Origin of the sequence: Paenibacillus sp. FSL E2-0177 (genome assembly GCF_037992975.1) — a bacterium.
Lineage (GTDB): Bacteria > Bacillota > Bacilli > Paenibacillales > Paenibacillaceae > Paenibacillus_AQ > Paenibacillus_AQ odorifer.
The window spans coordinates 3536984-3558208 of sequence record NZ_CP150307.1 but is presented as its reverse complement, the minus strand read 5'-3'; the positions used below and the strand labels follow the sequence as shown (position 1 = coordinate 3558208).

Sequence of the window (21225 nt, the reverse complement as noted above, 5' to 3'; positions counted from 1 at the left end):
GCAACAATTTTTCACAAAACAGATATCATAATAGTATTAAATCATTGCCTATTCCTCTCATTTCATTGAATCCTCCCTATGTATGAGTCACTTTATATCGACTACAAGGATTTCAAACCAAATCTTAAGATTAGATAAATATTGATTCTGCTCCCTTTAAAACAAATTCCCCACAGGTAATAATGGATACAAACCTACTATTGGAGTGAACAGTAATGATTAACATACTCGTAGTTGAAGATGATAAGCATGTAAGAAGACTTCTTGAAGCTGTTCTGAAACGCGAAGGATATGATGTTGTAACTGCTGAAGACGGAGTTAAAGCTTTGGAGGTCCTTGATTCACAGCATATTGATCTAATCATTCTGGATATCATGATGCCTAATATGGATGGTTATGAATTCGCCAAGGAAGTAAGAGATGCCGATAGCTTGGTCCCCATTCTTATGGCTACAGCAAAACAGCTGCCTGAAGATAAGAAAAAGGGGTTCCGGATTGGAACTGATGATTATATGACCAAACCCATTGATACCGAAGAAATGCTGCTCAGAATCCAAGCACTGCTTCGCCGTTCGCAAATCGCAAGTGCCCGTAAATTAGTAGTGGGTAAAGTGATCCTTGATTATGACGCATTGACAGTAACCCGGGAGGACGAGAAACAAACGCTTCCGCAAAAAGAATTCTATTTGTTGTATAAGTTGTTGTCCTATCCTGAACGGATTTTCACGCGCATCCAGCTTATGGACGAGATATGGGGCATGGAAAGTGAAAGTACGGATACAACCGTTAATGTGCACATCAATCGCCTGCGGAAACGGTTTGACGCTTATCCAGAGTTTGAACTGGTTTCCGTCAGAGGTCTTGGATACAAGGCGGTGCGAAGCCAGTGAGCAAAATAAGTAACAAGCTCAGCAACAGAATCAGCCTTCCCATCTATTTTTCTCTTATCATATTTTTCATCTTTCTTATTACCGTTGTGATTACAGGACTACTCTTCTTTCTCGCACAGGTTTTTGGTTTGTTGAACGAAGAGCTTGCCCAGGATGGATTCGTACTACCCATAATGGTATTAATCGCTTGTACAATTATCGGTACCACGATATCAGCCATCACAAGCCGGAAAATGGTAAAATCCATCCGGATATTTATAGAGGCCACAGAGCGTCTTGCCAGTGGTGACTTCTCCATGCGGCTCCAGCTCAAAAGCCCGCCAGAGTTTGAAATTCTATCAGAGAACTTTAACCGTATGGCTGAAGAGCTTGGGGGTATCGAAATTCTGCGAACTGATTTTGTAAACAATTTTTCCCATGAATTCAAAACACCGATTGTATCTATTAAAGGGTTTGCTGAAGTCTTAAAGAATGATGATCTTACTAAAGAGGAACGTGATGAATATCTAGATATTGTCATTGAGGAATCGACCAGACTTGCCTCCCTTGCTTCGAATGTACTGGAGCTGACGCAGGTTGAGACGCAAAAGATTCTGACAAACAAAATGCGGTTTAATGTTGGGGAACAAATTCGCCAGTCTGTGCTTTTACTGGCTGCCAAATTTGAGAAGAAGCACCTGAAGCTGAATGTTAATATTCAGGATTATGAACTCTCCGGCAATAAAGAGCTTTTAAATCAGGTTTGGTTAAATTTATTGGATAACGCGATCAAATTCACTCCTGAGCATGGTGAAATTGAAGTTAAGATGAAGAAAAACGAAGATAACCTGGTGATTCTAGTTCATGACTGCGGAAGCGGTATTCATCCTGAGGCTCTTCCCAAGATATTCGATAAATTTTATCAGCAGGATACTTCCCACTCGACTGCAGGCAATGGACTTGGATTAGCAATTGTTAAAAAAATCATTCATCTACACCATGGAACCATTTCTTGCGAAAGCATTCCATTACAAGGAACCACATTTACAGTTACGATTCCGATTGGAATGTAGTGCGAGCCCTGGAGAACCTCATCGTTCTTTCAGGGTTTTTTTATTTTTCAGAAAAGTTAACTTTCAGTTTATCTTCTTTCGTTATCATTTAAGCAACGCCACATAAAGGAGTCAGATGTATGGTAACTATACTTAAGTACTTAAAACCGAAGGAATGGGCCCTAATCGGTATCAGCATCCTATTCATTGTCACACAGGTATGGCTGGATCTGGAATTGCCCGGTTATATGAGCGAGATTACTCGTCTTGTACAGATACCAGGGAGTGAAATGAGCGAAATCATTGCAGCCGGAGGCTGGATGTTGCTCTGTGCCCTCGGCAGCTTAGCCACATCAATTATAGTGGCAGGGATCGCCGCTAAAATTGCCGCCAACTTCTCTTCAAGATTACGCTCCAAATTGTTTGATAAGGTACAGTCTTTCTCTATGGAAGAAATCAACAACTTCTCTACAGCTAGTTTAATTACCCGTTCAACAAATGACATTACACAAGTGCAAATGCTGATTGTCATCGGTCTGCAACTGCTGGTGAAGGCTCCCATCCTTGCCGTTTGGGCAATGCTCAAAATTACAGGCAAGAGTTGGCAGTGGTCGCTTGCTACCGGTGTCGCCATTGGGGTATTGATTCTTATTGTCGGCATAGTGATCGTGCTAGTGCTTCCGAAATTCCAAAAATTGCAGCAACTGACTGATAATCTTAATCGTGTTGCAAGAGAGAATCTTACCGGCCTTCGTGTCATTCGTGCGTATAATGCGGAAAGTTACCAGGAAGATAAATTTAGCGTAGCCAACAGCGAGCTTACCCGAACGAATTTATTCGCCAATAATGTACTGTCCATGATGATGCCAAGTATTTCTCTGATTATGAGCGGTTTAAGTCTCGCAATATATTGGATTGGTGCTATTTTGATTCAAAATGCCAATGGTACGGCGAAGATGGGCTTATTTTCAGATATGATTGTCTTCTCATCCTATGCGATGCAGGTGGTTATGGCATTCATGATGCTGATCATGATTTTTATCCTGATGCCTCGTGCCCATGTATCCGCTAAAAGAATCAATGAAGTGCTGGATACTAAGCCAAGCTTAGAGAACGGATCACTTACTTCCTCCAAGGCAAATCGGTTGGGTGAGGTCGAATTCAAAAATGTCAGCTTTAAATATCCGGATGCAGAAGAATACGTTATTGAAGATATCAGCTTTACGGTGAAAAAAGGAGAAACTGTAGCCTTCATCGGTTCAACCGGATGCGGAAAAAGTACCGTCGTGAACCTGATTCCTCGCTTTTATGATGCTACAGCAGGTGAAGTGTTGGTGGATGGAATTAATGTTAACCAATATGAGCAAACTGCACTGCGCAATAAAATGGGATATGTATCTCAGAAAGCGATTTTGTTTGGCGGCACGGTGAGCTCTAATGTTGCTTTTGGCGATAATGGCAGTGATCTGTCCTCTGATGTTGTTGATGCCATTTACACCTCTCAAGCTTCAGATTTTGTTGAAAAGATGGAAGGAAGCTACGAGGCTCATGTCTCTCAAGGCGGTACGAACTTGTCTGGCGGTCAAAAACAACGTCTTTCCATTGCCCGAGCCATTGCCCGTCGTCCTGAAATATTAATCTTCGACGATTCCTTCTCAGCGCTTGATTATAAGACGGATCGCAAATTGCGAAGTGAATTGAAGAAAAAATCCAGCGGTACAACGATACTAATCGTTGCCCAACGGATCGGTACAATCAAAGATGCAGACAAAATCATTGTACTGGAAGCCGGACGAATGGCAGGCATGGGAACACATGATGAATTGATGCAGACCTGTGATGTCTACCAAGAGATTGCTTACTCACAACTTTCAAAGGAGGAGCTAGCTTAATGAACAAAAGCAAAGAGCAACTCAACACGTGGAGCAAACTTCTCCACTATTGCAGAAAATATATCCCTGTAGTTCTTATAGCTATTATTAGTGCAGCAATCGGTACGGTTCTGACTCTGCTTGGACCGGATAAGCTTTCGGAGATGACAGACTTGATCACGGCCGGCCTCGTCACCGGAATTGATATGGAAGCAGTAACTTCTATCGGCCTTTTCCTTGTATTTATCTATATCCTTAGCGCTGTGTTATCTTTGGTACAAGGATTAATTATGTCCGCAGTTACGCAAAAGGTCTCCAAAAACTTAAGAGCCGATCTCTCACGCAAAATGAACAAACTTCCGATCTCTTATTATAATAATTCTACAACCGGTGACATCCTGTCCCGGGTTACCAACGATGTGGATACGATCGGGCAAGCTTTAAACCAAAGCGTAGGCACATTGGTAACTGCCCTTGCCCTCTTTACGGGATCCATCATCATGATGTTCAAAACAAATGTAATCATGACTATTACGGCGGTAGTTGCAACTATCATTGGCTTTGGCCTCATAGCGGCAATTATGAAAAAATCCCAAAAGTATTTTCAAAGTCAGCAAGAATACTTAGGGAAAATCAATGGCCATGTGGAGGAAGTATATACAGGACATACTGTAGTGAAAGCCTACAATGGTGAATCACAAATGCGCAATACATTTGAATCCCTGAATATGAATCTCAAAGATAGTGCATTTAAAGCGCAGTTCCTCTCCGGTCTTATGATGCCGATTATGATGTTTATAGGCAATCTAGGTTTTGTGGCCGTTTGTGTAGTTGGTGCTGTACTTGCTATGAACGGAACGATATCCTTTGGGGTCATTGTAGCCTTTATACTGTATGTCCGTTACTTTACACAACCGCTCTCTCAGATTGCTCAAGCCGCACAAAGTCTGCAATCGGCTTCCGCGGCAAGCAAACGTGTATTTGAGTTCCTCGATGCTGACGAAATGGACAATGAAAGTCATAAAGAAAGACATCTTAAAACTGCTGTGGGCAAAGTTGATTTTGAACATGTGCAATTTGCTTATGAAAATTCAGATAAACTTGTGATTAAAGATTTTTCTGCAGAGATTAAGCCTGGGCAAAAAATTGCTATAGTCGGCCCTACCGGCGCAGGTAAAACTACACTGATAAATCTTCTAATACGGTTTAATGAATTAAAGGGCGGAGAGATTTATATTGATGATACCCCCATCAGCAGCTTAACAAGAGAAAACATCCATGATCTATTCTGTATGGTCTTGCAGGACACCTGGCTTTTTGAGGGCACTATCAGGGAAAATCTGGTGTACAACAAAACAGGTGTAACCGATAAAGAAGTTGAAGATGCTTGTAAGTCGGTAGGCTTGCATCATTTCATTCAGACCTTAAGTGCCGGTTATAATACCATACTAAATGACAAAGTTAATTTATCCACAGGCCAAAAGCAACAGCTTACGATCGCCCGCGCGATGCTCAAAAATGCCCCAATGCTCATCCTCGATGAAGCTACAAGCTCAGTCGATACAAGAACAGAGCTCTTGATTCAGCAGGCAATGGATAAGCTCATGGAGGGAAGAACCTCTTTTGTTATTGCGCATAGACTCTCAACCATTAAGAACGCCGATGTGATTCTGGTTCTGAAGGAAGGCGATATCCTGGAAAGCGGCAGCCACGAAGAACTACTTGCCAAAAATGGTTTTTATGCGGAGCTTTATAATAGCCAATTCGACCAAGCCTCTTAAAGCCTAGTTGACACTGTGAATTATATAACGAAAGTCAAAAGGACCTACTCATTGTTCTTATCCAGAACAATGAGTAGGTCCTTTATTTGCTATGAACACATATCATCTACTGGCAAGGAATTCATCAAGCTGTTTTTGCTTTTCAGCAATGACTTTATCTAGGCCAGCCGATTTTTGGGCGGCGATAAATTTCGGCAATTCTTTGTCCAGATCAACCGAGCCGGTCTCAAGCATCTTTTGATATTCTCTTAGAACGTTTGCTAGTGCTCCGACTTCGGATTTGACTGGCTCGCTGTCAAAGGTGAAGCCCAGTGCCGGCGATGATTTAGCGCCTTCGTTGAACTTTTTGAACTGCTCCCACTTGTCTGGAGCTTCCGAACTCCAGACATAGTTCAGGAATTGATTTCCCAGCTCCCAAGCGACGCCCGGTGCGTACTGTCCTGACTTCTCCGTCTGCGTCATAACATTACCATTAAGTGTAAAGTGTGTACCTTCAATACCGAAGTTAAGCAGATTAATAATTTCTTGATCTGTATGAAGCAGGTTAATCAGCATCATGGCGCGTTCCGGGTTCTTAGACGTTGATGAGATGGCTAACATGGCGCCGGTAGTCTCCGATGTGGCGACCGTTTTACCTGTTAAAGTAATTTGTGCAAGCTTGCCATCAAGTCCTGTCGCGGATGCGATTTCTTCTGCTTTGCCTGGCTTAAGAGGCTCTACAGTGGAGAATACGTTGCCAGTCTTATAAGCATCAAGGGATGACGTTTGGGAAGTGGCCGCATCTTTGTTAAGATACCCCTTCTGGAAGAAATCACGGGTTACTTTTAATGCATTTAAGTATTGGGGATACTCTTCGGCCGGTTTGACTGTCGCTTCCGTGCCATTCTTATCGATAGCGCCAGGTATCGTCGTATCACCTAAAAAATCCAATTCCACAAAGGAGTGAGAGGCGAACGTGCCACCCGTTGTATACAGCGGATACATGGTTGGCTTCTTCTCTTTAACGATCTTATAAACAGCATCTAAATCTTCGATTTTTTGCACTTTACTCATGTCGATGCCGAGTTCATCGGCAATGTCCTTCCGGTACACAATGCCCCCTGACGATGCCAATTCTTTATTAGTAGGGACTGCATAATTTTTGCCGCCGATTTTGGAGCCATCTAGAAAAGCTGGATCCAAGCTATCCTTAATGCCCTGGCCATACTGATCGAGCAAGGGACCGAGATCTAAGTAAGCACCTTTGGCAACGTTCTTTGCATACCCGTTCCATGAGGCTGTAAATAGAATGTCTACGGGCTCTCGAGAAGCGATGATGAGGTTAGTCTTATCATCCCATGCTCCCCAATCGATTGGTGCGATATCTACCGTCGCGTTGATTTTTTCGGTCAAGATCTTGTTCAGCGCTTCCTCGACGATAGCCTCGTCCGCCTGTGGAGCTCCTTCGTAGACCAGCTTTAGTTTATAGGGCTCCAGCTTCGAGGGCTCATTGGATGTGTTATCGGTGGTTGAGTTCGCTGATGAGCTCGGTGTGGCGCCTTCTTTTCCGGCATTATCCGGTGTAGCGTTGTTCGAGTTGTTTGAATTGCCGCAAGCCGTAGTGGCTAATGCTGAAATAAGCATCAGTGTGAGAAGCAGTGAAGCCTTGCTTTTCGTATCCTTCATTTTCAAGTAATCCCCCCATAAAATAAAATGATATGCTAAACCATATACTGGTTTTAGCCGTTTCCGTGCCCACGTAAGTGATCGGCAATCTTAGCCTTTAACGGAGCCTACTGTCAGGCCTCTGATAAAGTATTTCTGGAAGAACGGGTAAGCAAATACGATAGGTCCAACACCTACAACCACCATCGCCATACGCACGGTTTCACTTGGGAAGTTGATCATTCCGCCAGCTCGGGTAATTTCAGCCATCGCGTTCGGGTTACTGGATAAGTACTGGATGTTGACCATCATCTTGTAAAGAAAGTACTGCACGGATATATTGTGGTTGTCTGTAATAAACATTAGGCTTAGGAACCAGTCGTTCCAGTATGTCAGTGTTTGGAACAGTGCAACGGTTGCTAGAACCGGCAGAGATAATGGCAATACAATTCGGATAAATATCCGTAGCTCCCCTGCCCCATCTATTTTTGCTGACTCCAGCACAGCTTCAGGTACGGTCTCCTTAAAGAAAGTGCGCATGATCAGTACCCAGAATGCGGACATGATCAGCGGCATGATCAGTGCCCAAAGTGTATCTTTTAATTCCAGCATCTGTACGTATACCAAGTACCAAGGGACTAAGCCGCCGGAAATCAGCATCGTTAGAAAAACAAAAAATGTAAAATACTTTGCCTGCGGAAAATTATTCCGTGAAATGGGGTACGCATACAGAGCTATTATGATGACACTTAGTATCGTACCTATCACCGTGACGGTTAGTGAGATTCCATAGGAATGAACGATTTGACTGATATCTTTCATTAGGAATCGATAGGCTGCCAGATTGAAATTTTCGGGCATAAATCGATATCCGTGTGTCATAACGGACTGCTCATCGGAGAACGATACCGAAAGAATCAGCAAAAGCGGTAGGATACAGAGCGCCGAATAGATGACAAAGAAGATGTTGATGAGGGTTGACGCCCATCCCGACAGCTGATTCTTTGGATTGGACCCAGATAAGGATTTACTCATTGTATTGGTCATAAGGGCTCCTCTCTTAGAACAGCGCGTTCTCTCGGTTAAAGCGGCGAACGACCCAATTAGATACAAAAACCAAGATGAAACCAACGACTGATTGGAACAGGCCTGCTGCTGAGGAAAGTCCGATATCCCCAACGGTCAGGAAGGTGCGGTAGACATAGGTATCGATAACGTTTGTCACAGGGAACAATGCCCCCGATTCACGTGGCACTTGGAAGAATAGGCCAAAGTCGGCATTGAAGATCCGGCCAACCTGCAGCAAAGTCATAATCGTGAGGACAGGCATGATCAAGGGAATCGTGATTTTCTTGATCTGCTGCCACTTGTTTGCCCCATCAATTGTCGCGGCTTCGTAGTACTCCTCGTCGATACCAATGATTGCTGCCATGTACACAACCGTGTAGTACCCCATGTTTTTCCACGTGTTAATGATCGGCAAAACGATCGGCCACACTTCTTTCGTGAAGTACCAGCGTACGGAATCAAGACCAAGCGCCGGCAGCAACGTGCCGTTGAAGTATCCTCGCTCGTCGCTCATGAACCCATACACTAAGTACGAGATGACGATCATCGACAGGAAGTATGGCAGGAACATGATCGTTTGGTGTAGCTTCGAGAGGAAGCGGTTCTTCATCTCGTTAAGCATCAAGGCGAACCCTAGAGGAAGCGCCATGTTCAATACAATAAACAGCGAATTATAAAGCAATGTGTTGCGAATGATGATGTACGAATCCTTCGAGGCAAACAAATATTCGAAATTCTTCATCCCTGTCCATGGGCTTCCCAGGATTCCGTCCTGGTAATTGATTGTTTTAAAGGCAATAACGATCCCGAACAAAGGGATGTAGTTATTTATTACAAGCAGAACGATTCCCGGCAGCATCATTGCGTAGAACATCCAGTAAGTACGAAGATTCTTCACGATGGAAAAATTACGTACAGTACGTATTGGTTTCTTATTTGTAGGAAGCGGCATAGCTTTCAATAGAGTTGTTGCACTCCTTTCACTGTCTTACACACTCCCCACACCGTTGTTTAGGCGGTAATGGGGAGTTCAGGTTTTCACTATTGAGCCGTAACGTCAATTGTGACGTTACTTATTGAGGTTCTGTTCCCCACTGAAGAGCGCCTGCGATATAGCCAGTTGTATGGCTCCAATCGGTGTAAGTCGAATCGGTCGGATCGAAGGAGTAATCTCCCGTCTGCGTGTAGTTCGTCCAATCGGTCTTGTTCACGCGGATCTGAAGCTCAATGCTGGCTCCAGCTGCCAAACTTCCGGCTCCGCTCGTAAAGCCGATTTCCAGATAATGATCAGCTCCTGTCAAAGGAGCCGGCAACTTGACGAAGTCGCCAGTTACGTTGCTACTGCCGACAGTGGACCAATCGCACCAGAAATTCTGGTCCTTCTCCCCATCGATCGTGTAATAATAATGAAGCTTCACGTCGGACAGATTGATGGCAGTGGTACCGGTGTTCTTCAGCTTTATCCGTGGGCTCAACGAATTGCTCGTTGCCGTAACAGGAGAATTGTACTGCTGCACTTTGATAGATCCACTTTCGGCAGTGGGGGTATCGACCACGGAGACCTCAAGATTCGCACTTGCTCCTGCGCTAAAGTTGAACGTCAGCGTCGTTGTTCCCACCGGTTGGGCAGCCAGATATGCCTTCTGAATCGTCACTGTCGTGCCTGATACGGTGTAGTCCGTACCAGCAACTAGGGCAGTCGTGCCATTATTAATGCCGATGAGTGTGTTATCGTTCAGCGTCAAGGTCACCGGAATGTCGGTCTGATTCGCGATTTGCTTGTCAAAGGCAGCGGTCGTCGGACTGATCGTCGAGTTAATAACCGACGAATCGTTCACAGCAACGGATAGCGTAGCAGATGAACCGGCGTTAAACAGGAAAGTGAGGTTCGCCTTGCCGATTGGCTGCTGCGCGAGATAGCTCTTGTGTAGAGTGACCGTGTTGCCCGAAACGGTATAGTCCGTGTCCACAACGAGAGATGTCGTACCGTTCTTAATGTCGGTGAGCGTGTTGCCGTTCAACGTTAGAGTCACCGGAATATCAGCTTGATTTGCTGTTTTCTTATCAAAGGCAGCAGTCGTTGGACTAATGGTCGAGTTGCTGCTATTTCCGGTTGCGAATGCGGCAATGAATACCAACCCTGAATTCCAATAAACGGTATGTTCATTTGTAGTCCATTCTTGGAAGTTATCGGTATAGTTTTTGGCTGCAAATCTTGATATCTGGTTTCCTACGGTTATGTCGTTGGAGTATTTATTCGGTCCTCCGACAAGATATCCCTTAGGTACACCAGGTAATCCATCTGTTCTATACATGATGCTGAACGGATATTTCACGCTGTTATCGCCGTAACCTGATACAAAAGATACGCCTACCGGGTTCTGGCCAAGAATCCAGTCTAACTGACTATTGTTAATCTCATTAATGATAGCGCGGTTGCTCTCAAAAGTTCCCAGTAACTTCGTACCGATGATCATTTCCATCGGTGTGTCCGCAACCTGCATGGTGATTCCCCAATAGTAGTTACCATCTTTTATGATGCTTTTCCAAGGGCTATCGTTATATCTGCTCACTTTGTCATTGAACCATTGCTGGAATTTATCCGAATACCAGCTTAAGACTCCGGAGTCCGGATTAGCGGCTTTCAGATAACTGAAGAAGCCTGTATTCCAGGTGTTTGCCCAACCACTGGCGAAATCAAGGGTATCCTCAAAAAATATTCCCATATCGGTGTAATTCGCCAGGAAATAATCATTGTATTCGGCATCGCCGGTCGATCGGTACAGGGAGCCTGCAGCCCACAGACGATTCGAAGCGTCATCCGTCACATCGTAAGGCCATCTGCCCGTGTTAGGCGTCCGAATATTTTCCGGATGTGCTTCCAGGTACCCCCATGCGTCTATTGCCGCATCCAAGCAACTTTGGGCAAAAGCCGGATCAATATTCTGATAAATTAAGTAGGCATGTGCCAATACACCGGCTGCGGTAGCTGTATCGGCGGTCGTTTTGATATCAGTCCGCGAGCTTACCGTATCCTTATCGATAATTTCTCTGTCTACCATATTGTCGTCATCCTGAAAGGTCACTCGCGCATAGAAACCGCCAGTTGCAGCATCCTGCATTTTGAGCATCCATTCCAGTTCCCACCTTGCCTCATCCAGGATGTCGGGAATGCCGTTTCCGCTCTCAGGAATATTAAATTGATTGTCTGTAAATTTCTCCGGCATCATTTCATAGGCCCAGAAGAGATCCGACAAGGCTTTGGCTCCTGCGTTAACGTACTTGCCTTTATCGCCCGCATCGTACCATCCCTTGGAAACATCTTTTTTGATGGAAGGGTTGGACATTAAAGGTACTGCGGTGTCAGGAGTAAAATCTGTTCTTTGATAATTTTGAGTGTATGGGCTGGTAATATTAATCCCGGTTCTCTGGTAATAGAAGTATCTCGTTACGTCATTTAAAAAGGGTTCATAGATTTCGTTAGCTTCGCCGATAGTGAACTTGGGCGAATTCTGAAGACCCTGCACTGAAACATAATATTTTCCCGGAATCGTTAAATTTGTGAAATCGGCGGTAAAAATACGCTCCCCGCTATCGATAGCATCATAATTTTTGGTGAGTACAAGCGTTCCGGAGTAAGCTGTCGAATTATTTGTGGCGTTAATAATGTTAAACGTAGTACCTGCATCGACCGTGAGCACATCCTCAAAACCGGTTACAAGCGCTTGCTTTACTCCATCTACGGGATACCCTAATTGATTGACCTTGATGGGGGCGTACTCTTTCTCCTTATCGGGAGACGTAACCCTAATGTCATTAAGCCACACTTTTAAAGGTTGAAAACCATTATTCTTGATGGATAATGCATCTATGGAAGATACATCAATTCCTTGGGAGACCTGAATTAGATCCTTTAACGGGATCTTCACATGGGTCCAACTTGTAGTAATGTTGACGTAGTTGTTAATGTTTACTGTAGTGGTAATTTCATTGCCGGCAGCTCTTTCGAATACCCGGTCTTTGAAGCCCAGTAAAAAGGACTCTCCGCCCGCATTTCCTTTGATATTAAACTCAAGGAATCCATTTGGATGGTAAGAGGTAAAGTCATATGCTTTCCAGCCGGCAACCGTAATTAAAGCGTTGTACCAGGAAGGACTGGTAGGCGTCTTCGCATTCAACAATAATGAAGGCAATCCATTGTACATTGCTGTAGAATCAATGGGAAGCTTGCTGTTCTCCGTCTCCAATCCAAACCCGCTATCTCCTGCCCAGCCGTCGGATATATTACTGAATATTTGGTAATCTAGTAAGTCTCTCCACCCTGCAGGCGCTTCTGGGGTTGCCGCATTAGTCTTGATCGGATTTGAAAAAAAGATAGTCACAAACATAGTTAATGCCAGAAACACGCTTACTTTTTTCCTCATTACCTCTCCTCCTAAAAAGTTTTGTGAGCATAAACTGCTTCGCTCCGCTTCATACAAAAATCAGTTCGAAAGTTTACACTTAGTTAGTGAGAGTTACTCTATGATTAACTTCGTATACCATCACCTCTTTTTTTGAAAACGCTTTCTAATAAAATCATTTTAATTCACGAAGTTAATCCTGTTATATAGAAGAAATAAAGGAACATAGAAGAAAACAAGCCACAATATTATGGCTTGTTTTCCATGTACCAATTATTTACTTCTCTCGTGATTACGTCGCCGCCATTCTTGTAAAATTGGGCTACGAACTCATCAAAGTAGGAGATCGGCTTCTCGCCATAAATGATGCTCAGATAACTCTCCGTTGCGAGTTTCTGCAGGAACACTCCGTGTTTCTCCATCCCGTCCGTTAAAGGTCCGTGGTATCGGTTTGGGATTTCGAGTCCCTGCTCGGCAATCGCCACCCCAGCCGCCGTAAGTTGAGCCGAATTTAAACCTTTAATGGCTTGTTCGATCGGCGTCGTCACTATGGCTTCCGAATTTTCAGATAATTTTCTGATTGCATCCGCATTCATATAAGGCAAGGCTGGAGCGCCACCTGTCAGCGGATAGAGCATCCAGCGCATATCCATTGAAGACCCGTCCGCAAGCGGCCACTTATCATTTGGCACGCCTTCAGTCGCGAAATTGACAGTAATGACCTTGTCGTTCATGATCACATAATCGTAACCTTCGTGAAACCCTTTTGCGAATCGGGGATCGAAGTACGGGTCATCCGGGCCGAAATTTTTGGCAAGCAATTTGTTATAATAAGCGAACCAGGCTTCCATATTCGTGAAATCCTTGCTGAACACCGTGTAGATACCGTACAACGGCTTTTGTGCCTTGCCCTTTAACCCATCTGGTCCGGCAGGAAGGGGGTAAGCCTGCCAAGCCGCTTCGGGATCGACCTTCACTGTATCGCCGAGCGGCCAGGCTCCCATCCAAAACGGGCCGAACATGACACCGGCCATTCCGTTAACCGCCAGTTCGGACGCTTGGCTCGGGTCCTGCATGCCTGCATCCCTGTCCATATAGCCCTTCGCCATCCAGGATGCCATCGTTTCCAGGTATTTCTTAGCATCCGGGTGTACGGCGCCAAAGATCAAGCTGCCCTTCTCGTCTTCATTCCAGAACAGTTTGATGTCAGACGTGCTAATCATCTGCCTTGAAAAAGCTCCGGCAATCGCATCTGTCTGCCCCATCCAGCTCCAGGGACCTTCCTTCAGCGGAACCGCTAGACCAACTTCGTCATCTTCGCCATTCCCATTAGGATCTTGTTCAGAAAATGCCTTCAGCACGTTCTCCAACTCACTTATCGTCGTAGGCGGGTTCAGCGACAGTTTCTCAAGCCAATCCTTACGGATCCACATGACCGTTCCCTCATCTCCTGCACTAAAACGGGGAAGTCCATATATCTTGCCGTCTTTGGTCACTTCTGCCATGGTATAAGCGTACTTCTCCAGCGCTTCTTTTAGCTTAGGATGAGCATACTTCTCGATGGCATCATCCAGCGGAAGCAACTTGTCGGCTTTGAGCAGATACTTCAGGATGTCTCCTTCAGCGCTAAGGGTGTCCGGCAGCTTGCCATTCACAGCCAGCGCGAGCCGAATTTTGGTATCTGCATCTTCGAACTTGCTGACAATCCAATCAAACTTCGTGACGATTCCCAGATTATCTTCCATCCAGCGGGTATGCACGTTGTCTGTAAGGCTTTCATCTGGCTTGAATGCGTTAGGCCGATTCTCGTCTACGATTCCTGTTGTGATCGTTATAGGCGGATCGTATTTAAAGTCCCATACCGGCTTCTTTTCCCCATTGGATGTACTATTCTGTGCCGTTTTCCCTGTGCTACTTAAACAGCCGGAAACTAGCAGCACTCCGCTCAGAACTGCCCATAGAAAGATGGCCTTTCTTTTTTGCTTCTTCACCGGCCCAATCCCTCCATTCCCGATCGGTATCTGTCCCTGAATTCCTGCGGCGTCACCTGATAATAGTCACGGAATTTCCGAATAAACCAGTTAGTATTGGGATAGCCAATGCTTTCACCAATATGGTAGATTTTATTATTTGTATGCTTGAGCATCTCGCAGGCTTTGAGCATACGCTGCTCGTAAATATATTGGGATACGGTAGTGCCTGTACACTGCTTAAAGATTTTTGACAGATGGTTAGGATGTACGAAGACGCGTTTGGCCAGCAAAGTAAGTGACAAGTCCTTGTCCAGCTCCTTCTGGATGTAGAGTTGCGTCTTCCGGACGATCACCTGGCTGTGGTCCTCGGTCTCCTCCCCTAGCTTATCGCGAAGTGTGCGTAGTAAGTCGAGCGCCCAGCTTTCCAGCTGCGACGCGTGCAGCATTGCTTTTCCTTTTACGAAAGCCGATTGCTCAGGAGTGAGCATTTGGGCCAGCGTCCTGCCACTGCGATTCGCGATATACTGGAAGGCATTGGAGAGAAAGAAAAAGACGTCGCGCATGAGGTAAGGTGAACCTGTATGCATAAGCGGTGACACGAACGCTCGGATCTTAGCTTCCGCCGCTTCCCATTGCTCCGTTTCCAAAAGATGTGTCAGCAGAGGCGTTTCATAGAGCTTGCGCATAAGACGCGCTTCCTCTTCATTCCGCTCTGGCACCTGCCCATCCGAAAAACTGTCACTATCCAATCGTGATTTAGCTGTCATATAACTAGCTTGCAGTTCTTCCGGGAATAGACAGTCGGTTTCTCCTACAGAAATTTCACCTTTAAGCAAACGCTGTACTTCTTTCTTTAATCGCTCTATCCGCTCAAGCACCCATTCCGGTTCGGGTGGTGCTCCTGATAGGTCGTATACCAGAGCGAGCAGGTTTCCTTCATCATCCGCAGCCGACCAGCAGTCATAGCGGTCCATCAGCAATTCTTCCAGCATGTTTGTTATCGCGAACCGGATCAGTGACTGCGAATAGAGATCTTGTCCGTCGAAAGGGGAACCCAACCGGACAAGGCACATCGAGACATGACCTGGTATTGGAAGAGGGAGGTCAAACAGCTTTAACTTCTCCGCAAGCGCCTTGCCATTCAGATTTCCGCTGAGCACTTTGAGCAACAACCCTGCTTTCAGTTCTGCACTATTGTCTCGGTAGATACGGAAGCCCTGTTCGATTGATCGCTCCTGCTCAAGCTGCTTAATGATCCGGCCCATTGCCGTAAGTAGCTGCTCGTCCTTCGCGGGCTTCATCAGGTAATCGAGCGCTTGCAGCTCAATCGCTTTTCGGGCGTAATCGAAGTCCGCATAACCTGTGAGCAGCAGGCACTTCAGCCCTGGAATACGAAGCCTGGCCTGTTCGATCAGTTCCAAGCCGTTCATGCGTGGCATACGGATATCCGTCATAAGGATGTCAATGGGGAAGGAGTCTATCAGAGCAAGTGCCTCGCTCGCGCTGTAAGCCTTCCAAACGCGGGAGATACCAAGTGTCTCCCATGGAATCGTATCTGCCAGACTGTCCGCATAATGTTTCTCGTCATCAACTACAAGCAGGCTATTCAATGCTCTTCCTCCTTCGTTTCTTCTTTCATCCCCTGTCTCCAAATCAGCCTCACGTTTAGACCACCCAGTCTGGACGGGCAAAACTCAATTTGAGCGTCTGAACCGAAGTTGCCTTGCAGTCTTTGATATACGTTCCAAAGACCGCAGCCTGCATATTCGCTGGCCGGAATATGAAGCTCCATTTGCAGTTGGTCCATCCGTTCTTTATTTAATCCTTTTCCGTTATCCACCACTTCCAAGTGCAATTGGTCTTCATTGACGTAAACTCTAATTTCAACCCGGCCTGGATATTCGACGTTCTCAAGTCCATGCACGATCGCATTCTCCACGATTGGTTGGATAAGAAGCCGGGGAATTCGCAGCTCCGCCAACTCTTCAGGCAGTTCGATGCTGTAGGACAGTGTCTCATTGCGAAGCCGTAGAATCTCGAGGTGAATGCGCACGAACGCCAGTTCTTCACCCAGGCTGACTCCTTGATTATCCATTCGCGTCGTATACCGGTAATAGTCGGCCAGATGATACGCCATGTCTATAACTGCCCGATTCTTTCCCATTTTGGTCATATTAATGATGAAACCCAAACAATTGTACAGAAAATGAGGATGGATCTGTGCTTGTAGCTGTTTTAGCGTGGCATCGCGCGCAAGGATACGCGATTGTAGGACATTCTCGATGAGATCTTGGATCTGCGTCGCCATCTCGTTAAAGTTCTGCATCAGGAACGTGAATTCATTGTTTGATTTCTTCGGTAGCCGGTACGCGTAATCGCCCTCCTTAATCCGCTGCACCGCACGCACAAGTTGGAAGATAGGTCGATGTACGTTCCAGTACAAAGCAGACGCGGCGGTAATACAGGATAGGAGCAAAATAATCGAAGAAGCTCCAAATAATAACCTCTGTTGCTTGATAGGTCCGATAATCTGGTTAAGTGGAACAGAATCGACGAGATGCCACTCAAGAATATTGGAATAATAATAGGTAATCAGATAAGGCCTGTCGTCGAAGGAATGAATTAAAAAACTTGAATCCCGGCTATTGATCCTGTCGCCTAATTCCGCGATAATTTGGTCCATCTTGGGCCCATCTGCGGATCGGCTGGCGATGATGGCATGTCCTTCTTTGTAAAAAAACGGGTTGTCAGAGTGACCAGATTTGTAGGTATCAAGCAAATTTTCAAAGCTCCACTTGTAGAGGTTAATGCGAACGGCAACATCCAGATCGTCCGGACGGGCTGGTTTGTAACCCGTAGTGACATAAGTTCGAGTAAAACCGGAGCCAATCTCCAAATCTTCGCTGTAGCTCCACCCTAGCGAAAATCGGCTATCAAACTCTTTAAGGTCATATTCATAGGAGGGGGAAGAAGAAATACTATCGTCTCGTTGCGGGAAATAGACGGTCACGTCATTGCGCCAGTTGCCCGATGCGCTGGCCAGTGACAGCTTCTCTTGGATCAGCAGCCTTGTCTTCATTAGGGAATAATCGCTCATGTTGAGGTTGTAAAGGTATTCCAGCACGTTCGTGTCAACGAGCATAGGTGCGGAGACTAAGTCGAACTTCTCAATGCTGGCATCCAGTTGTGCCACGAAAAGCTCCATCCGGTTCAGGCTGGCTTTGATAAGCTCCTCCTGTATGACGTTGATGCTCTTAGAGGTAGAATAATAGTACAGCGCCACGACCGGAGTTAGCAGAATCAGCAACAACACTAACATTTTCTGAAAAATATTAAATTTGATCCGCATGGGATTTCCATCCTTGTTTTGTAATTACACCTCAACCTGTATTTTACAATGGATAGAAAGCGTTTTCTATACAAATTCTTTGCGTTTCAGCAAATTAAAATAACCTCATTCCCAATGAACTCTACTTAGGAATGAGGCTGCGTTAAAATTTGAAGGCATTATCAACCGTTATTTTAGGACTCCCCAAAAAGAATCTCCGCATTAAATATCTTGCGATCCTGCTATTTCCCATCAGTTTCATGCAGGCTAGCGAGAATTTTTTAACCCCTTTAGGGGATTTAACGGTCATGCTGATTATCAACTGTTGAGCAAAATGCACAAAACGAATTTCCCGATTACGAATGGGCTGCAAACGATCTAAACACTTGTATTCATGATTTGGCTCTAATTTTGATGCAACAATAAGTTCAGCAGCGACCAGCGCTGTTTCAAAAGCCAAGGACAATCCGATAGCTCCGAGTGGTGAGGAACAATGTGCAGAATCACCGATTAGAATACAACCCTTATTATGCCAATTGTCCACCATGAAAGTCTCTGATTGGATAGAAACAAACGATTTGAAATCAATGATCTTTTCAATGTCTTCTTTAAGCTCGGGAAAGGCCTTTATGAATTCAAGCTTTAATGGTTCGATGCCTTTGCTTTTTATGGAATTCCATTGGTCTTTCTTCATTGTAAAACCTATCTGCACACAATCAGAGGAATAAGGAAGCCCGATGAAGTTACTAAAATCAGACAATCTGAAAAGGAGTTTTTGATTTAGCTTGAACTCATTAGTCGATATTTTGCACCAGATTAAATCAAAATCTTCTTTTTTATACTTAAAAGAAAAATCGCTTGTCTTCCTAACCGTGGACATCCGTCCATCCGCTCCGACTACTAAAGAAGCATGGATCGCAGTCATTTGTCCATCTACTAAGGCGTTTACTCCGACTGTTCGATTTGCACTTTTAATAGTTGAAGTGACCTTTGCGTTAAAAATGAGCTCAAAATTACTATAATCCTTTGCCAGATCATAAAGAAAAGTTAACAGGACGGATTGTTTTATTTTAATTGCGTAAGGTCCCTCCGGCATTTCTTTTTCATAATCAATTTGAGTGATATATTTCTTATTATTCCATATTTCAGCATTAAATAATTTTATATGCTCATACTTTTCAAGACGCTGTTCCAGATTCAACTCTTTCATGAGCCTTACAAATCGAGGCTGAAGAACTTCTCCTCTGAACTTGCGATTAAAGCTTGTTTGACTTTCCAGTACGGTAACTCTAATTCCGTTTTTGGCTAACAGCAGCCCTAGAAAGAGACCAGAAGGTCCACCACCAACAATGCAAATCTCCGTTTCTTTATTCATTCCTATCACTCTGTGGGTAAAGTAGCAGCCCGTTCATTTTTCACTACTGGAACCCTAGCCGATAATCTAAGAAAAAGAGAGATTAAAAAACCTAATAAAAGAATAGAACCTAATATAGTAAAGGATAACGAATAATTTTCTGTTTTTAGTAATTTCAAAGCTAATATCGGGCCTGTGCTAGCGCCTAGGAATAGAATAAATGCATTGAATGAAATCGCAGACCCTCTTGCATTTCCCCCTAATTGACTGACGATTGAGATGATAACGGGAGTTACCAGCGCGATACCAGCCACAAATACAACGCTCATTAGGACAAGAAGTGGCAGGTTCGTACTAAAACCTAGAGCAAGCAACCCAATTGCAGCTAAAGCTAAGCCTCCCCTTAGAACAGCGGCCATTCCAAGTTTTTGAGCAATTCTTCCGGAAAAGGGTGATAAAAGCATCCCCGCGATTCCAAATGCACGAATATAAAGGATATCCTGTGAGGAAAGACCAAACTTAGCTGAGCTTAAATAACTTCCCAAAACGGTGTACATGCCAACTAAAGTTAATAGAAGCATAAAGGTTATCGCAAAAGCCAAAAGCAATTGTGATTGTTTTAGCAGAATTGTCATTTGTTTAAACTTCCGCAGAACATTTTCTTTCGGTCTTTGCATTTCATCTTTAGGAAGGAACCTCATTACTATCACTGAAGTAATACCATACACAATTCCCAAAATAAAGAAAATAGCACGCCAGCCAAGAGCTTCGTTAACAATCCCACTAAAAACCTGGCCTACTATACCTGCCATTAACAGTCCTGAGCTTATAAATCCAACGGCTGTTAGTCTTTTATGAGGCGGGAACATCTCCCCTGCATACACTAGCGCAATAGGTGCAAAAGCAGCAGCCACTAAGCCTTGCACTCCTCTGAGCATAATAAGCCCGTAAAAACTATCCACAAATCCTAATGCAAGCGTAACTACGGTTAACCCAATAATGCTGGCTACTAAAAATACTTTACGTCCATATCTGTCTGAAAAAGGTCCATACAAAAGACAGCCCAGAGCATAACAAAGAGAAAATGAACTCCCAATCCAAGCCGCCTCACTCGAGCTAATCTGAAAGGCATGTGAAAATACTTCGGATAATGGAATTGTAATATACATGCTAGTTAAAATAACTAATCCACACCAAAATAAAATAATCGTCATTAATGAATAGTTCTTATTGTAATTCTGAACGTCTATCGTCTGATTCATAAAGTAAATATCCCCCGGTTTACTATTAATTTGCAACAGTGATGCCTTCCAAGACATGGATCAACAAATCGTTTATGTAATCCGCATCCGGAATTTGTTTATAGATGAGAATTTGAAAGTATATGGGACCATAAAGCAGATCTAAAGTTATATCAAGGTTGATTGCTGGTTTCAATTCTCCCATATCTATGGCTGCTTGGAGTAATTGTTTGGCTTCATTTCTTTTTGTCATTAAAAACAATACGTAAAAATCTTTCGCGATTTCTTCGCTCTCTGTAACTATAGTTAAAGTGGATTTCCCGATTTTGCTATTGAGGATACGAGCTAAAGCTTCAAGCTGTTGTTTGAAGTTATCCTGAATGGATTTATTACTATCAAATTCAAACTCTGATTCTACGGTCATTAGAAAAGCGTCCAGTACAAGACGCGCTTTATTTTCCCACCATCTATAGATGGTTGTTTTGCCTACTCCAGCTTGTGCTGCAATCGCCTCAATCGTTAAAGTTGAATAACTGTTGGATTCTAACATTTCAAGTGTTGCAGTAAGAATCTCTTTTTTACTTCGAGGTTCTTTGTTTTTCACGTTCATATTCATTTCACCTCCTAGATGTTATTTAAGT

Annotated in this window: 14 protein-coding genes; 4 read left to right on the top strand and 10 right to left on the bottom strand. The window is 44.3% G+C overall.

The features are described 5' to 3' along the window. Positions 1 to 215: 215 nt before the first annotated feature. From MHI25_RS15900 to MHI25_RS15885, 4 genes are all read left to right on the top strand, one after another. A complete protein-coding gene (locus MHI25_RS15900) occupies positions 216 to 890 on the top strand; it encodes a response regulator transcription factor (RefSeq protein WP_036677195.1) in 675 nt (224 codons plus the stop codon). Further along, positions 887 to 1942, top strand: a complete 1056-nt coding sequence (locus tag MHI25_RS15895; protein ID WP_081383288.1) for a HAMP domain-containing sensor histidine kinase — start codon at positions 887 to 889, stop codon at positions 1940 to 1942. Before MHI25_RS15900 ends, MHI25_RS15895 begins: the two co-directional genes overlap by 4 nt. Before the next feature lie 119 nt (positions 1943 to 2061). Further along, the gene (locus MHI25_RS15890; protein ID WP_076130605.1) at positions 2062 to 3813 is read left to right on the top strand and encodes an ABC transporter ATP-binding protein; all 1752 of its coding nucleotides are present in this window, start codon (positions 2062 to 2064) and stop codon (positions 3811 to 3813) included. Next, positions 3813 to 5573, top strand: coding sequence for an ABC transporter ATP-binding protein (locus tag MHI25_RS15885; protein ID WP_036677200.1), 1761 nt, complete (start codon positions 3813 to 3815; stop codon positions 5571 to 5573). Before MHI25_RS15890 ends, MHI25_RS15885 begins: the two co-directional genes overlap by 1 nt. A 102-nt stretch (positions 5574 to 5675) precedes the next feature. Here the strand turns inward: MHI25_RS15885 and MHI25_RS15880 are convergent, their stop codons facing one another. The 10 genes from MHI25_RS15880 to MHI25_RS15835 form a co-directional block, all read right to left on the bottom strand. After that, positions 5676 to 7238, bottom strand: a complete 1563-nt coding sequence (locus MHI25_RS15880) for an ABC transporter substrate-binding protein (protein WP_076309449.1) — start codon at positions 7236 to 7238, stop codon at positions 5676 to 5678. 90 nt (positions 7239 to 7328) lie between these two features. Continuing rightward, positions 7329 to 8264 carry a carbohydrate ABC transporter permease gene (locus MHI25_RS15875; protein ID WP_081383287.1) on the bottom strand — a complete coding sequence of 312 codons (936 nt, stop codon included), beginning with the start codon at positions 8262 to 8264 and terminating at the stop codon, positions 7329 to 7331. Between the two features lie 13 nt (positions 8265 to 8277). Then, the gene (locus MHI25_RS15870; RefSeq protein WP_340395684.1) at positions 8278 to 9237 is read right to left on the bottom strand and encodes an ABC transporter permease subunit; all 960 of its coding nucleotides are present in this window, start codon (positions 9235 to 9237) and stop codon (positions 8278 to 8280) included. Positions 9238 to 9358: 121 nt separating this feature from the next. Continuing rightward, positions 9359 to 12709, bottom strand: a complete 3351-nt coding sequence (locus tag MHI25_RS15865; protein WP_076184974.1) for a glycoside hydrolase family 9 protein — start codon at positions 12707 to 12709, stop codon at positions 9359 to 9361. A 227-nt stretch (positions 12710 to 12936) separates the two neighbouring features. After that, positions 12937 to 14679, bottom strand: a complete 1743-nt coding sequence (locus tag MHI25_RS15860; RefSeq protein ID WP_076302101.1) for an extracellular solute-binding protein — start codon at positions 14677 to 14679, stop codon at positions 12937 to 12939. After that, on the bottom strand, positions 14676 to 16271 hold the full coding sequence (locus MHI25_RS15855; protein WP_340393533.1) for a response regulator: 1596 nt from the start codon (positions 16269 to 16271) through the stop codon (positions 14676 to 14678). Before MHI25_RS15855 ends, MHI25_RS15860 begins: the two co-directional genes overlap by 4 nt. Continuing rightward, complete coding sequence (locus MHI25_RS15850; RefSeq protein ID WP_340393530.1) at positions 16268 to 18010, bottom strand: histidine kinase; 1743 nt, start codon at positions 18008 to 18010, stop codon at positions 16268 to 16270. The genes MHI25_RS15855 and MHI25_RS15850 overlap by 4 nt, the downstream gene beginning before the upstream one ends. A gap of 142 nt (positions 18011 to 18152) precedes the next feature. Then, positions 18153 to 19364, bottom strand: coding sequence for an FAD-dependent monooxygenase (locus MHI25_RS15845; protein WP_076184978.1), 1212 nt, complete (start codon positions 19362 to 19364; stop codon positions 18153 to 18155). A 5-nt stretch (positions 19365 to 19369) separates the two neighbouring features. Beyond that, positions 19370 to 20605 (bottom strand): MFS transporter, encoded by a 1236-nt coding sequence (locus MHI25_RS15840; RefSeq protein WP_248548298.1) that lies wholly within the window; start codon positions 20603 to 20605, stop codon positions 19370 to 19372. 25 nt (positions 20606 to 20630) lie between these two features. Then, on the bottom strand, positions 20631 to 21194 hold the full coding sequence (locus MHI25_RS15835; protein ID WP_248548297.1) for a TetR/AcrR family transcriptional regulator: 564 nt from the start codon (positions 21192 to 21194) through the stop codon (positions 20631 to 20633). Between the last annotated feature and the right edge of the window lie 31 nt (positions 21195 to 21225).